The 15,386-nt window shown below is 57.4% G+C and carries 13 protein-coding genes; 11 read left to right on the top strand and 2 right to left on the bottom strand.

Annotated elements, in window-relative coordinates:
• The first annotated feature begins 1 nt into the window (after window position 1).
• Genes QQJ86_RS09735 through QQJ86_RS09720 form a run of 4 tightly spaced genes read left to right on the top strand, consistent with a single transcriptional unit; the run spans window position 2 to window position 4,201 of the window.
• Window positions 2–1,210, top strand: coding sequence for an acyltransferase family protein (locus QQJ86_RS09735; RefSeq protein ID WP_284320742.1), 1,209 nt, complete (start codon window positions 2–4; stop codon window positions 1,208–1,210).
• 48 nt (window positions 1,211–1,258) lie between these two features.
• Window positions 1,259–2,131 (top strand): class I SAM-dependent methyltransferase, encoded by an 873-nt coding sequence (locus QQJ86_RS09730; protein WP_284320741.1) that lies wholly within the window; start codon window positions 1,259–1,261, stop codon window positions 2,129–2,131.
• A 16-nt stretch (window positions 2,132–2,147) separates the two neighbouring features.
• Entirely contained in the window at window positions 2,148–2,945 is a 798-nt protein-coding gene (locus tag QQJ86_RS09725; RefSeq protein ID WP_284320740.1) for an ABC transporter permease, read from the top strand.
• On the top strand, window positions 2,945–4,201 hold the full coding sequence (locus tag QQJ86_RS09720; protein ID WP_284320739.1) for an ABC transporter ATP-binding protein: 1,257 nt from the start codon (window positions 2,945–2,947) through the stop codon (window positions 4,199–4,201). Before QQJ86_RS09725 ends, QQJ86_RS09720 begins: the two co-directional genes overlap by 1 nt.
• Before the next feature lie 69 nt (window positions 4,202–4,270).
• Here the strand turns inward: QQJ86_RS09720 and QQJ86_RS09715 are convergent, their stop codons facing one another.
• Entirely contained in the window at window positions 4,271–4,762 is a 492-nt protein-coding gene (locus QQJ86_RS09715) for a hypothetical protein (protein WP_284320738.1), read from the bottom strand.
• Window positions 4,763–5,006: 244 nt separating this feature from the next.
• Between QQJ86_RS09715 and rfbB the strand changes: the two genes are divergently transcribed.
• The 7 genes from rfbB to QQJ86_RS09680 all read left to right on the top strand — a co-directional run bounded on the left by rfbB (window position 5,007) and on the right by QQJ86_RS09680 (window position 12,972).
• Window positions 5,007–6,056 carry a dTDP-glucose 4,6-dehydratase gene (gene rfbB / locus QQJ86_RS09710; protein ID WP_284320737.1) on the top strand — a complete coding sequence of 350 codons (1,050 nt, stop codon included), beginning with the start codon at window positions 5,007–5,009 and terminating at the stop codon, window positions 6,054–6,056.
• A complete protein-coding gene (rfbA, locus tag QQJ86_RS09705) occupies window positions 6,053–6,940 on the top strand; it encodes a glucose-1-phosphate thymidylyltransferase RfbA (RefSeq protein WP_284320736.1) in 888 nt (295 codons plus the stop codon). The genes rfbB and rfbA overlap by 4 nt, the downstream gene beginning before the upstream one ends.
• Entirely contained in the window at window positions 6,937–7,494 is a 558-nt protein-coding gene (gene rfbC, locus QQJ86_RS09700; RefSeq protein WP_284320735.1) for a dTDP-4-dehydrorhamnose 3,5-epimerase, read from the top strand. Before rfbA ends, rfbC begins: the two co-directional genes overlap by 4 nt.
• Window positions 7,491–8,417, top strand: coding sequence for a dTDP-4-dehydrorhamnose reductase (gene rfbD / locus QQJ86_RS09695; protein WP_284320734.1), 927 nt, complete (start codon window positions 7,491–7,493; stop codon window positions 8,415–8,417). The genes rfbC and rfbD overlap by 4 nt, the downstream gene beginning before the upstream one ends.
• 3 nt (window positions 8,418–8,420) lie before the next feature.
• Window positions 8,421–9,833, top strand: coding sequence for a mannose-1-phosphate guanylyltransferase/mannose-6-phosphate isomerase (locus QQJ86_RS09690; protein WP_284320733.1), 1,413 nt, complete (start codon window positions 8,421–8,423; stop codon window positions 9,831–9,833).
• 182 nt (window positions 9,834–10,015) lie between these two features.
• Window positions 10,016–11,161: an alkaline phosphatase family protein gene (locus QQJ86_RS09685; RefSeq protein ID WP_284320732.1), complete on the top strand. Its 1,146-nt coding sequence runs from the start codon at window positions 10,016–10,018 to the stop codon at window positions 11,159–11,161.
• Window positions 11,162–11,595: 434 nt separating this feature from the next.
• Complete coding sequence (locus tag QQJ86_RS09680) at window positions 11,596–12,972, top strand: outer membrane protein transport protein (protein ID WP_284320731.1); 1,377 nt, start codon at window positions 11,596–11,598, stop codon at window positions 12,970–12,972.
• A 64-nt stretch (window positions 12,973–13,036) separates the two neighbouring features.
• Here the strand turns inward: QQJ86_RS09680 and QQJ86_RS09675 are convergent, their stop codons facing one another.
• Entirely contained in the window at window positions 13,037–15,370 is a 2,334-nt protein-coding gene (locus tag QQJ86_RS09675) for a TonB-dependent siderophore receptor (protein WP_284320730.1), read from the bottom strand.
• Between the last annotated feature and the right edge of the window lie 16 nt (window positions 15,371–15,386).

The following is a 15,386-nucleotide window of genomic DNA, read 5'->3' as shown; positions in this document are numbered from 1 at the left end:
CATGCGCATCATGACTACTGCAACATCGCGCTCCTCCAATACGGACATCGAGTGCCTACGTGCACTGGCGGTGATCGGCGTCATGATCCATCACGCACAAGGTAATTTATTCCATCCTGGGTTACCGTTACTGGACCGTATTTTCGCCATCGGCCAGACGTGGTGCGGCGTTGACCTTTTCTTCGCCATTTCCGGATTTGTCATCGCACGCAGCTTGCTTCCACAATTGGCAACCGTTTCCGGCAGCCTGGCCGCACAATGTCGCATCATTGCCGCGTTCTGGATCCGGAGAGCCTGGCGCCTGTTGCCGTCGGCTTGGTTATGGCTTGTAGTTATGCTGCTTGCCTCGATGGTGGCAAACCGAAGCGGAGTATTTCAAAGTGTTCATGCCAATCTGATTGCGACTTTGGCAGGCTTTTTCAATGTCGCCAACATCCGCTACGCAGACAGCTTCTACCAATATCCCTATGGAGCTAGCTTTGTCTATTGGAGCCTCTCGCTGGAAGAACAATTCTACGTCGTACTACCACTGTTGGCGGCATGTACGCGGCGATATTTCCCCTGGATATTGGCCGCTCTACTCGCCATCCAACTCCCTATGCACCGAAGCATCTTAGCGATGGCTTTTCGAACCGACGCGCTTGGCTTGGGCGTTTTGCTTGCTGTGGTCAGCAAAACGACCCTTTACGCCAAGGTTGAGCCGCGCGTCCTAGCGCGTGTTCGCGGAAGTGGTGGACTGATTCTTGCACTTCTTCTGTCACTCACGGCGGTATTGGCCGTGCTCAACGAAAAGCACTCTTCGTTTGCGATAGGCGGGATCGCGATTGCTACTACGGCGCTGGTCTGGATAGCGTCTTACGATGCGAACTACCTTATTCGACAAAGCTGGCTCAAGCGCGGTCTAACCTGGATCGGAAATCGTTCGTATGCGATCTATTTGTGCCACATCCCAATATTTTTTCTGCTTCGCGAATTTTGCTTCCGCTTTGGCCTGGAGCACCCTTCGGCATGGCTGCTTGGAGCAACGGCAGCCTGCCTTATTGCGCTGGTGGCGGAAATGAATTTTCGTTACGTCGAGCAACCTCTTCGACACCATGGTCGTCAAGTCGCAAATCGGTTCTCTACACGTCACCAAAGAAAGACAGATTCCGCTTCCGATGCCCCTGTGCGATCGCCCCCCAATGAAAGCCAAACCGCAGTCAGCGCATAACGTTCTTGTCACGTTCCTGAAGCGTGAATCGGGAGGAGAACAAAAGATATGTCAAGCATCACAAAAAAATTGCTTGGATTACCTTCCAAGCCTCATGCATCTGAGCATGACGCACAGACTTCGGCGCATACAGATGTGGCACCCCGCAAGTCCAGCGATCTGAGCGATCTTTCCGGCGCTAGGGGCGTTGGGCTACAAGACGCGACACTCAGCGGCTGGTTTCAGAACGACACAAACGAAATTTTTCGCGGGATATCGATCAGTGACAATGACGTCATCGTCGACGTGGGCTGCGGGGACGGTGGAAACGCCGCGTTCTGCCTCAGGCGCGGAGCGAAAGTAATCGTGATTGACAGCGACGGCGAAGCCATTGCCACAGCCACCGCAAGATTGCGCAACATTCATTCCGAAAACGTAACGGCATATGTAAGCGACGCCAACCCGCTACCTTTACAAGACGCAATCGCCACACGCGTGATCTGCACCGAAGTGCTTGAACACGTGGATGACCCCACTCAGGTCCTGCGCGAATTGGTACGAATCGGCAAACCGGGAGCGCGTTATTTGCTCAGCGTTCCGGATCCGTTAGAAGAGCATTTACAAAAGCACGTCGCACCGCCTGCCTATTTCCAGAAACCGAATCACGTGCGAATCATCGAGCGGCAGCAGTTTTCCGACATGGTCACACAAGCCGGCTTGGTCATAGACGAGGTGGCGTATTACGGATTTTTCTGGTCTATCTGGTGGGCACTATTCTGGTCTTGCGATGTAGATCTGGAACATCCATCACATGCTGCGCTCGACCATTGGACGGAAGCTTGGCGTGCGGTGATGTCCATGCCGAACGGTTCAGATCTCAAACGCAAACTAGACAGCTTTATGCCCAAGAGTCAGGTAATTGTTGCGCACAAACCTGCTTGAACGGAACCTACGCACTATGAACTTGACCATAACCCGGACGCTATGGAACTACCGCGGCTTTATCTTCGGAAGCGTAAAACGCGAGTTCCAGTCGCGTTACCGCAACTCCTTACTCGGAGCAGCCTGGACCGTCCTACAGCCGTTGGCGATGATCACTGTTTATACGGTGGTATTTTCCGAGCTAATGCGCGCAAGGCTACCGGGCATCGATCGCGCGTACGCCTATAGCATGTTTCTTTGCGCCGGCCTGTTGACCTGGGGCCTGTTCGCCGAAATCCTCCAGCGCGGGCAGAACGTATTCCTCGACAATGGAAACATGATTAAGAAGCTCAATTTTCCTCGTATATGCCTTCCTGTCATTACAGTCATTAGCGCACTAATCAATTTCAGCATTACGTTTACGCTCTTCATATTATTCTTGTTAGCCGTTCACAGTTTTCCCGGAACGATCGCGCTCTATACCCTTCCAGTCCTCGCCATCCAGATTGCATTGGCTGCAAGCATTGGCACCATAGCGGGTGTTCTCAATGTCTTCTTCCGCGATGTAGGTCAGTTTCTGAACATCTTGTTACAGTTCTGGTTCTGGTTCACACCGATCGTCTATTCAGTAGCAACCTTGCCACGATGGGCTCGACCATGGATTGGTTTCAATCCAGCAGCCGCCTTAGCACAGGCCTATCAAGCCATCTACGTATATGGCAAGACTCCGGATTGGCATGGATTGTGGCCTGTCGCGCTTCTCGCGGCAGTACTCTGCGTTTTGGCGTTGCTGTTGTTTCGCCGACATGCTGGCGACATGGTGGATGAACTGTAATGGGCGTTATTCGTGTCAACGGGCTGGGCAAGGCCTATAAGAGTTATTCCAGCCAATGGTCACGATTAGCCGAATGGCTAACGCCGTTCGGAAAACCCCGGCATCACCGTCATTGGGTTCTGCAAGACATTCACCTCAATGTGGGCGCAGGTGAGGCCGTAGGCATCATCGGCAGCAACGGTGCTGGCAAAAGCACGCTGCTCAAGATCATTACTGGCACAGTTCGCCAAAGTTGCGGAACCGTCGCACTCAATGGCCGTGTCGCGGCCATGCTCGAACTAGGCATGGGCTTTCACCCCGATTTCACCGGCCGACAAAACGTCATGATGGGTGGACAGCTGCTTGGCCTGTCGGTGAGCGAGATTCAGAAGCTGATGCCAGAGATCGAGGCTTTCGCTGAAATTGGCGACTATATCGATCAGCCTGTTCGCACCTATTCCAGCGGCATGCAGATGCGCCTGGCGTTTAGCGTTGCTACGGCGCACCGTCCTGACATCCTGATCGTGGATGAAGCTCTTTCCGTAGGCGACGCCTATTTCCAACACAAAAGCTTCGACAGAATCCGTAAATTTCGGATGGCTGGCACCACCTTGCTGATTGTTTCGCACGATCGTTACGCAATCCAGACCGTTTGTGATCGGGCGATTCTGTTGGATTCTGGCTGCATTCGAATGGAAGGCAGACCGGTCGAGGTGTTGGACTATTACAACGCCATGATGGCCGAGCGCGATCATCAGCAAATCCAGCGCGTCGCCTTGGCAGACGGTAATATTGCAACGGTGTCGGGTACCGGCGAGGCATATATCACAAGTGTTCGAATCACCGATCAACGAGGGCAAGCACTGCAGTCGATCGAAGTCGGCCAACTTTTGCGTCTTGAAGTTCGCATCAAGGCTCGTTCCGTACTGGATCGTGTTGTTCTCGGCTTCATGATTACCGATCGACTGGGCCAGTGCATCTATGGCATCAACACGCACAGGCTCGAGCAACCCATCATGGACATGGCCGCGAACGAGGAGGCCACGTTCCGATTCGATTTTCCTGCGCGGCTTGGTAAAGGCAGCTATGCAGTGGCTTTATCGCTGTCACGCGAAGATTCGCACATCGACAAAAATTACGAATGGCGTGACAACGCACTCATGCTGCACGTTTTCAACACCAAACAAGAAAATTTCGTTGGTTGCAATTGGCTGGACGCAAAGGTCAGCATCGAACGCAGGCTCCCGAATCAGAGCACGGGTGATATCCCTGCCTGACCAGGTAAATGATGTGGCGCCACTCCCCCATGCAACAAACCTTTATATTGGGGAGCACATCACAAGCTACTAGTTCAGATCGATCATCGCCAACAATCGTGCGCGCAAACCCGGTGTCCGCCTGAGTGCCTTACCTATCAGGAGGCGTAACACGCGGACGCCAGCTATCAATTTCAGGAGCCGCTTGACTATCAGCTTGGCCAGAGCAGGCCAGTTGCTCGGCTTACGCGCCTGTTGAGCGAAGCGCCAGGCTGAGCCCCACCTGGATTCCCACATGGGACGCAAGCGAGCCAACTCGGCATCGCGACTTTCCAACTGACGACCCAATTGCTGCTCCAAAGTTTCCAACTGGCGCTCTAACTCACTCACTCTCAGCGTGCGTCCATGCAAGGTAGTGAGAAGTTGGAAATGCTCCTGGCGCAATCGTTCGACCAGATGCTGCAATTCGGAGTGGGCTTGCTCGCTTTCGATCAACCGGGCCAATCGTTTGGCGGCAAGTTCGCGCCAATCCAAGGTAACGGCATCATCGATACCGGTTTTGTCGTGGATTTTGGTCAACACGTGTCTACTCTCTCCTGCGCCAGAGTTCAAATTCGCTCTGAATCGACCAGGCCGCTAAGTCATCAACATTCCATCGGCAGCCCCCACGCCCAGAGCACCCGGCACCTATCCCGCTCAACACTTTGGAACCCAGATCGAACGGTAGCCTACATGATGAGCCGCGGACAGTCCCTGCGGCAGACGGCCGTCAAGCCCCACAGCTTGACGGTAGTGCATAATCAGCGCGACCACGTCGGAGTGATTCATGCAGACCCTGCTCGTAAGCGGTGGAGCCGGATTTATCGGCGCAAATTTTGTGTTGCAGGCTGTCGCCGACGGCCTTCGAGTCATCAACCTGGACAAACTCACCTATGCGGGCAACCTGGATACTCTGACAAGTCTGCATGGCAACGAAAATCATTATTTTGTGCAGGGCGACATCGGCGACAGGGAGCTACTAGATCACCTGCTGGCGGAATTCAGACCGGAAGCGATCGTCAATTTTGCAGCCGAATCGCACGTTGACCGATCCATCGACGGCCCGGCAGCGTTCGTAAATACCAATGTGGTAGGTACGCTCGCCTTGCTGGAGCGCTCACGCGACTACTGGAAGCAGTTGCAAGGAACATATCGCGACGCGTTCCGTTTCCTGCACGTTTCCACCGATGAGGTCTATGGCTCGCTTGGTGCGGAAGGACGATTCACCGAAACCACACCTTACGCTCCTAATTCGCCGTACTCCGCTTCCAAGGCGGCATCTGATCACTTGGTACGGGCCTTCCATCACACTTATGGCTTACCCACCGTCACCACGAACTGTTCTAATAACTACGGTCCGTACCAGTTCCCGGAAAAGCTTATTCCGCTGGTCATCCAGAAAGCGCTGGCTGGAGCTTCCCTGCCCGTTTATGGCGATGGCCTGAACGTACGGGATTGGCTCTACGTAGGCGATCATTGCGCTGCGATCCGGCGTGCGCTGGCAGCGGGTCGGATCGGCGAAACGTACAATATTGGTGGAAATGCAGAGCGCACCAACATAGAGGTGGTGCGCACCATCTGTACCTTGCTTGATATGCGCTACCCGCATGCCGAGGGGCGCCACCACGAATCGCTAATCACCTACGTCAAAGACCGCCCCGGCCACGACCGCCGCTACGCCATCGACTCCAGCAAACTCCAGCGCGAACTCGGCTGGCGGCCGGCTCAAACGTTCGAAACGGGCATTGCCCAAACGGTAGACTGGTACCTCTCCAACCAGCCGTGGGTACAGCGCGTACTCGACGGCAGCTACCGTATGGAGCGTCTCGGCGTATGAGCGCACGCAGGGGGATCATTCTGGCCGGCGGTTCTGGCACCCGGCTTTATCCGATTACACAGGCCATCAGCAAGCAGTTGCTGCCTGTCTACGACAAGCCGATGATTTACTACCCGCTGTCCGTGCTGATGCTGGCGGGCGTGCGCGAGATCCTGATGATCAACACGCCACACGAGCAGCCGCTGTTCCAGCGACTGCTCGGCGACGGCTCGCAATGGGGCATCGATATCCACTATGCCGTGCAGCCGTCGCCCGATGGCCTCGCGCAGGCTTTCATTATCGGCCGCGAGTTCGTGGGAAACTCGCCAAGCTGCCTGGTGCTGGGGGACAATATCTTCTACGGAGTCGGTCTTACGGAGCGCCTGAAGCGTGCGACGGTACGGGCGCATGGTGCGACGATTTTTGGCTACTGGGTGAAGGATCCGCAGCGCTACGGTGTAGCCGAGTTCGATACCGAAGGATGTGTAATAGGCATCGAGGAAAAGCCGGCACAACCGAAATCGCAATATGCCGTCACCGGTCTGTATTTCTATGATCAGCGCGTATGCGACTACGCTGCCGATCTCAAGCCATCCTCGCGCGGTGAACTGGAAATCACCGATCTCAACCGCTGCTATCTGCAGGATGGCTCCTTGCATCTGGAACAGCTCGGTCGTGGTTATGCGTGGCTCGATACCGGCACGCACGAATCCATGATGGAAGCCGGCAACTACATTCAAACGATTGAAAACCGGCAGGGGCTGAAAGTCTGCTGCCCGGAAGAAATCGCCTATCTCAACGGCTGGATCGACGAGGAGCAGGTCATGCGCCTGGCGGCCCCGTTACTCAAGACCGGCTATGGCCAGTATCTCGTTCAATTGGTAAAGCAAGGGCCTGCTCGATGAAAGCTGTACAAACCTCCCTGCCTGGCGTGCTGGTCATTGAGCCGCAGGTCTTCGAGGATCCGCGCGGGTTCTTCTATGAGAGCTACAACGAGGCAAAATACGCCAAGCTAGGTATCAATACGAACTTCGTGCAGACCAATGTCTCGCGCTCTTCGAAGGGGGTGCTGCGCGGCCTTCACTATCAGTGGCCAAATCCGCAAGGCAAGCTGGTCAGCGTGCTGGAGGGCGAGGTCTACGACGTCGCCGTGGATATCCGTCGCGGCTCACCCACCTTCGGTCAATGGACCAGCGCGATGCTGACCGCCGGCAATCGCCGGCACATGTGGATTCCCGCCGGCTTCGCGCACGGCTTCTGCGTACTATCTGATTTCGCTACCTTCACCTATCAGTGCACCACGCTGTATGACCCCGCTGCCGATGCAGCAATTTGCTGGAACGATGCAGCAATCGGCATCGACTGGCCGATCGGCGAACCGCTGATTTCCGCGAAAGACGCCAAGGCGCCACTGCTGGCCGACGTGCTGGCCGATTGTTTGCCGCCGTTCGAAGCATGAATATCCTGCTGCTTGGTGCCAATGGGCAGCTTGGCCGCAGCTTTATCGAACACGGCGGATTGGCGGCGCGGGGCCAGTTAGTCACCGCAACACGAGACGGCCGTCGTTTTGATGACGGCCCGGCAGAGGTGGCCGATCTGTCACAGCCCGATACGCTACCCGGCCTGTTGGACCGACTGCAGCCGCAGTTGATCGTCAATACGGCTGCCTATACCGCGGTGGATCGCGCCGAGAGCGAAGAAACACTGGCGACACGAATCAATGGTGATACCGTCGGCGTGCTCGGGCGCTGGGCTGCTGCCAATGGTGCACTGGTAATTCACTACTCCACCGACTACGTATTCAACGGCAACGGTACGGAACCATACCCCATCGATGCACCCACGGCACCGTTAGGGGCGTATGGCCGCAGCAAGCTCGCTGGAGAGCAAGCGTTGCGAGACAGTGGCGTACAGCACCTACTGATGCGTACCGCCTGGGTCTACGCGCCACACGGCCACAACTTCCTTCGCACGATGTTGCGACTGGCAGGGGAGCGTGAAGAAATCCGAATCGTGGCTGACCAACATGGCAGCCCCACTGATACGACGCTGATCGTGCAAGCTACCCTTGCCGCCCTCGATACCTGGCTGGAAGCCAACCCCATGCAGCGTGATCAAATGTCTGGAGCACATCATCTGGTTGCCAGCGGTAGCACCACTTGGCATGGGTTTGCCGAGGCCATCATGCAAGAAGCCAAGACGCTTGGTGTGCTTGCCAGGGTGCCTAGGCTGGTTCCCATTACGACCGCAGAATTCCCCACGCCCGCTCGCCGGCCAGCCTGGTCGGTGCTGGACAATACGGGCTTTCAGCGACAATTCGGCTATTCTTTGCCGGATTGGCGGCAGGGTTTGCATCACACCATCAAGTCACTGGTCCCATAAAACATGTTGATTCCTCTTATCCTTAGCGGCGGCAGCGGCACCCGCCTGTGGCCGGTTTCACGCAGAAACCTTCCCAAGCAATTCCTTTCCCTCAGCGGCGACGGCACGCTTTTCCAGCAAGCCATTACCCGCACGCAGAAGCTACCTGAAGCTTCTGCACCCATCGTTGTTGCCAGCGAGGACCATCGGTTTCTAGCGGCTGATCAGTTGCTGGAAGCGGGTGTAGAAGGCGCCACGATCGTGCTGGAGCCCATCGCTCGTAACACCGCCCCGGCCATCGCCCTGGGCGCCTTGAAAGCCGTGGAGCGCGATCCACAGGCATTACTGCTGGTGCTGCCGGCCGATCATCTTATTGGTGATACGCAAAGCTTCGCCGCCGCGGTGCAGCAAGCCCTGCCTGCAGCTAGAGATGGCTGGCTGGTGACCTTCGGCATCCGCCCGGATCGCCCGGAAACCGGCTTCGGCTACATCCGTCGCGCCGAGTCGATCGGCAGCAGCGCGTTCCGAGTGGAGCGCTTCGTGGAGAAGCCGGATCTGGCCACTGCCGAAGGCTACGTGAAGGACGGCAGCTACGACTGGAACTCGGGCATGTTCCTGTTCAAGGCCGCCCGCTATCTGGAAGAGCTGGGGCAGCACGCGCCGGAGATGCTTGAAGCGGTGCGCAAGGCCTATGCCACCGGGCATGGCGATCTGGACTTCGTACGCGTAGATGCCGAAGCCTTTGCCAAGGTGCCGGACAATTCCATCGACTATGCCGTGATGGAAAAAACCTCGCGTGCGGCGGTGATTCCGGTGAGCTGTGCGTGGAGCGACATCGGTTCGTGGTCGGCACTGTGGCTCTCGGGACAGCACGACGAGCACGGCAATCAGCGCGAAGGCGATACGCTCACGGTCAACACGCGCAACTCGCTGCTGCGCTCACACGATCGCCATATGATCGCCACCGTCGGTGTGGAAGACATCATCGTGGTGAGCACGCCGGATGCCACCCTGGTTGCGCATCGCAATGCCGCGCAGGATGTGAAGAAAGTGGTCGACCAGCTCAAAGCTTCCGGCCGCACCGAGCATTCGTTCCATCGCGTGGTGCATCGCCCGTGGGGTAGCTATGACTCGCTTGAGGAGGGTGGACGCTTCCAGGTGAAGCGCATCGTGGTGAAGCCAGGCGCCAGCCTCAGCCTGCAGAAACATCATCATCGCGCAGAGCACTGGATTGTGGTGTCGGGTACCGCCGAGGTCACCTGTGACGAGAAAGTGTTCTTGCTGGCAGAAAACCAGAGCACTTACATCCCGCTCGGCAGCGTGCACCGCCTGCGTAACCCTGGCAAGGTGCCGTTGGAGCTGATCGAGGTGCAGTCTGGCAGCTATCTCGGCGAGGACGACATCGTGCGCTTCGATGACGTGTACGGTCGCGCCTAATCCGCGTAACGCCTAAATCCTCTCCCCAACTGGGGAGAGGAAACACCACGCTTCCTGCTTGAACCAGCAAGCATTCCAATCTGGTATCCCATCGACATCCGTACAACTTGATCCTGCCGCGCAAGGCGGTTGCAATAGCGCTGTGCCCGTATCACATAGGCACCATGGCTCAAGGAATCCGCATGTCCCATTTTTCGATCTGTCTCGCTCTGCGTCGTACGCTGACGCGAGCCTGCCTCTTGCTTTTTGCGCTAAGCGTCCCGGCGATAAGCCTGGCTGGTTCATCGCCCACGCAACCACCCATCCGGCACGTCTTCATCATCATGCTGGAGAACGAATCCTACCCAGTCACATTCGGCCCGCAGTCGATCGCCCCTTATCTCGCCCGCGAGCTACCTAAGCAAGGCGCGCTGCTACCCAACTACTACGGCGTCGGCCATTACAGCCTGGACAACTACATCGCCATGATCAGCGGCCAGGCACCCAATCCGGCCACGCAGGGTGATTGCGTGGCCTTCAGCGAATTCGTGCCGACGGCCAGCAAGCCTGATGAGAACGGACAGCTACCTGGCGCCGGTTGCGTATATCCCAAGAGCATCCACACCCTCGCCAACCAGCTAACCGATGCAGGTTTTACCTGGAAGGCGTACATGGAGGACATGGGCAAAGATCCCGCACGCGAATCCGCCACCTGCGCGCATCCTGCCATCGGCACTCCCGACATCACCGAGCACGCTACGCCGAACGACCAATACGCAGCCAAGCACAATCCTTTCATGTACTTCCACTCGATCATCGATAAGCGGAAGTACTGCGACAGCCGTGTGGTGAATCTTGAACATCTCACAAACGATCTCGCCAAAATTGAGAACACGGCGAACTTTATCTATATCACGCCGAATCTTTGCCATGATGGCCACGACGCGCCCTGCAAGAACGGTGATGCCGGTGGACTGATTTCCGCCGATGCGTTCCTGCGCGTCTGGGTGCCGCGCATTCTCAACTCACAGGCGTTCAAGAAAGACGGCCTCTTGATCGTCACCTTCGACGAAGGCAACGACGGCAAGGCGTGCTGCAATGAAAGGCCGCTGCCTGGCGGCCCGCAACCTGGTGGACAGATCGGTCCTGGTGGCGGACAGATCGGCGCCGTGCTGCTTTCGCCTTTTATCGCCCCAGGCACGCAGTCAGACGTGGAATACAATCACTACAGCCTGCTGCGGACCCTGGAAGATATCTTTGGGCTATCGCACCTCGGCTATGCACAGGACAATCAGCTGCGCACATTCAGTAGCGACGTATTCACTGCGCAACCTCCGGTGGCGAAATAAGTCCTCGCCGCACTACATAAGAAGGCGCCCTCTGGAAAACCAGAGGGCGTCGTCGTTTCAAACATGGAAAAACTGCTTCCCAGTCCGATGCCTACATTAGGTTGTAGGCATTCAATGCCTGCGCATCTTCACATAGCAGGCATTTGCATCGAGACAATAGGAGTGCAATGCGTTTTATTGCCACGAAACATCGCTGTTCATGCACCGCGCCAAGCGCCATGCCGGACTGGCACCAGTCATTTAATATCGCCTTCAATTGTCCACGCGCGCTCCGTCTGAATCGCAACTCCGCGCAAGCAAGCTGTACTTCGATGAACAGAACCATTCCGTGATGCCCTCGTGAAAGCAAGCACGACGTGGTATCTACACTTTCGCGACACTCATTACAGAAACTTAGCGTCGCGTTCGCCTACCGCACACGCAAGGAGATCGACGTGAATCATTTCAAGCCGTTCAACATCCGCCACCGCGGCATCCGGACCGGCCTCGCTGCTGCCGTACTGTCAGCCATTGCCCTGCCCGGTACTGCCTTGGCCGGTGCCTTCCAGCTACCCACCGACAACGCCGCCGGCTGGGCTCGCGCGAATGCCGGTACTTCATTGTTCCCAGACGATCCTACCGCCGCCTTCAACAATCCCGCTGCGATGGCCTTTTTCTCCGCGCCGGCGTTCCAAGGCACGCTTATCGGCATCCGGCCGCAAGCGCAGTTCAATGGCCAGACGCTGGACGTGGATGGAAACCCGACCAGCGGCGGCAATCCCAACGGCTTCGGCCGGTTCAAACTGTTTCCCAATTTCGGCGCAGTGTTGCCGATCAACGACTGGCTCGCACTAGGCGGCTCACTGGCTGTGCCTTACGGCCTGGCCAGCAACTACAACTCCAGCTGGCAGGGGCGTTATTTCGGCACCCGCACCGATCTGCAATCCATCGCGGTGAGCTTCTCGGCATCCTTCAAGCTCAATGACCGCTTTTCTGCCGGCGTCGGCGTACTGGGCCAGCGCACCAAGGCTCAGCTTGACACCATGCTCGACCCGAACGGTGCCGCCAACGCGCTGTTCGGTCTACCGTTGCCGCCACAGCAGGACGACGTGCAACTGAACGTCAACGTGAAACGGAAACTCTCCTTCGGTTATTTCGGCGGTTTCGTATTTAAGCCGACAGACCAGGATACGTTCGGCGCCAGCTATCACTCACGCGTGGAGAATACGCTTAGCGGCAACTACGCCATCTACGGCAGCGCTACCGGCAAGCAGTTGCTCGCGCTGGCCCCTGTGCTCGATCCTGCCCTGCCCACCATCAATCCCAACGGAGGAAGGGCAAGCGCGGCGTTGGATACGCCGGCCTATGCCACGGTGGACTGGCTGCATGCGTTCTCCGACCGCCTGTCGATCGCCGGCACGGTGAAGTGGACGCAATGGTCCACCTTCAAAGACCTCGTGCTGACTTCCAGTGGCCAGCAACTCGTGGCGCTGCCGGAGCGTTACCGTGACGGCTATGCGTATTTGATCGGCGGTGATTACAAGCTCACCGATCAATGGACGCTGCACGCCGGTGTCGGTTACGACAGAACCCCCACCGTGACGCTCAGCCGCGACCCGCGCGTACCTGACGGCAACCGCAAGCTGCTCGGCTTCGGCTTGGGCTACAAGGTCAGCAGCCACATTGGCATTGACCTGGGCTACCAGCATCTATTCGTTGCGCGCGCACCGGTGCATCTGACCAATCAACCGTTACTCGGCGCTGCAACGATGAATGGGTACTTCGATGATTCGGGTGACATCGTGAGCATGACGGGCACGTATCACTTCTGATCGTACCGCTCCCTCCCCTGTTACGCAGGGGAGGGAGCGGATAGCGCAAGATCGAAACATCCCTCTAAAAATCCACTGCTCCGCTCAACATATATGTCCGATGATTGTTCAGTGGCACATATGTTTCATCAAAGGTGGGGCTATACAAAGTGCGATCCAGCAGATTCTTCACGCCCAGCGTCACGCTCCAGCGTGGCGTGCGATAAAACACGTTCATCGCCACATTCGCTTGCCCGGGAATCTTGATGTACGTAATGGTTTCGGACATCAGTCCCTGGCTGGCGCTACGCGCCAGCGCACCACCTGCGACACCGAAGCCGCGCAGCACACCTTGCTGGAAGGTGTAGTTCACCCATAGATTGAAACGCTGCTGCGGTTGCCCCGTGGCTTGGCTGCCGTCGTTGTTGTGTACCGATGCACGCGTGTAGGCAGAACTCAGATTCAGCCCTGGCGCAATCTGCCCGTTGAACTCGATCTCGAAGCCCTGGTTCGACTGGCCCGGACCACTGACGAAGTTATACGGGGGCTGCAGCGATACCAGATCGCTGCTGTGGTCGAGCATGATGCGATAGGCCGCCACGGTAAGACGCGCACGATCCTCGAACAGATTGAACTTCGCACCGGCTTCGATTTGCCGTGACAGCGACGGCGGCAATGGCCTTCCATCTTTGCCAAGATACGTATCCGGCTGAAAGCCATTCGCCGTGTTAGCGTAGAGCGACACGTCAGGCGTCAGTTTGTACACCAGCCCGAAATTGGGCACCCAATGCACCTTGCGCATATTCCATGGCGTGCCATCGGGATGGGTCGTTTCCAGTTCGTAGCTGGTGCGCCGCCATGCCAACAGCGCCTCCAGGCGTGTACCGAGGCTGATCTGGTCCTGCAGGAACAGTCCGCTTTCCGTAGTCCACGCTTGCCCCGGTGAATAGCTGAGAGAGTAATCGTCCGGCGTAAGCACCGAGGTCGGCGGCGGCAGCGGCCCGCTGGTAAAGAGGTTGTATGACCCGCCGATATTGCCGGTATCAGTCGCATCAACACTGCTGCCAAGCTGGATGCGCGAGAAATCGAAACCCAGTACCACCGAATGCTGCATCCAGCCATGCCCGAATGCAGCCGCCACGCTATTCTGCAGCGTGTAATACGCATCGGACGAACGATAGTCCCGGGCAAAAGCTAAAATATCGCCGGTTGGCTGGATACTCGCCATCGTCCAATCCTGCAAATCGATCGACTCGCGCACGTATTGCGCCCGGCTGCGAAACGACCAGATGTCGTTGAAGCGATGCTCCAGCATGTAGAACAACCGCCGCGTCTCCACCGACGTGTGATCGTTCGGATTGTCCAGCAACAGACCCGGCGGCGACGCGGAACCAACCGTATCACCCAACAGAACGGTGTGATCGGGAATGGGTACGCGATTCATCATCCACGACATACCAGCAATGAATGTGGTGTCGGAAGTGGACCATCCGATCGATGGTGCAACGTAGCGATTGCGCTGCCCGCGCATACCCTGTGGCGTGCGGTCTGCCACGTCGCCGTTCAATACCAGGCGATATGTCCATGTCTTGCTGTCGTTCAACGGGCCAGCCAGATCCAGGCCAAGCTGTTTCTCGCCATGCTGGCCGAAGGAGAACACCAGTCGACGAACAGGCTCGGCTTGCGGCTTTTTCAGGATCACGTCGATCAAGCCGCCAAAATTGTTGTTGTTGGACGTGTCGCCAAGGATGGCCTGCGGGCCCTTCAGCACTTCGACGCGTTCCACGCCGATCATCGGCGGATAGTCGCCGATGCCCAGGACGTTGTTAGGCATGCCGTCGGTCATGCCGTTGCCGGTAAAGAAACCGCGCACATTGAAGATCGGCAAGCCGCCCGAGCCATCGATGTACTGCGCACCGGCCACGTTCCGGATGGCATCGGCAATGGTTTGCACCTGTTCGGATTGCAACAGGTCCTGGGTGACGATGCTTACCGATTGCGGCACGTCGAGCGGATCGGCCAGCGTACGCTCAGGCCCACTGCTCACATCGGCCATGAAACCCTCGTCGCGGCCCACCAACCCGATCGCCCGAATCGGCGGCAGCAGTATCGCCTTGGTTGCCGCCGATGGACTGCTAGAAGGCTGTCCGGCTGCGGCTACGCGCGGCTTCACCACCACCGTGCGCGCGTCGACGAAGGCGAAGCTCATATTCGTGCCTTCGAGCAGATGGGTCAGCGCCGCTTCCGGCGTGAACGTGCCGCTCACCGCATGCGAACGCAATGCATCCACCGTTTGCCCGGCAGTAAGCACCTGCACGTTCGCCTGCTTACCGAACGCGATCAGCGCCGTCGCCAACGGCTGAGTAGGTATGACGAAGCGCATGCCGACCGTTTGTTCCGCCGCAAGAGCGGGTGCCATGCACGCTCCCCCTGCA

Origin of the sequence: Dyella acidisoli (assembly GCF_030160295.1) — a bacterium.
Lineage (GTDB): Bacteria > Pseudomonadota > Gammaproteobacteria > Xanthomonadales > Rhodanobacteraceae > Dyella_B > Dyella_B acidisoli.
Note: the sequence above shows the minus strand (reverse complement) of the source record. Positions and strands in the feature narration are given on the sequence as shown.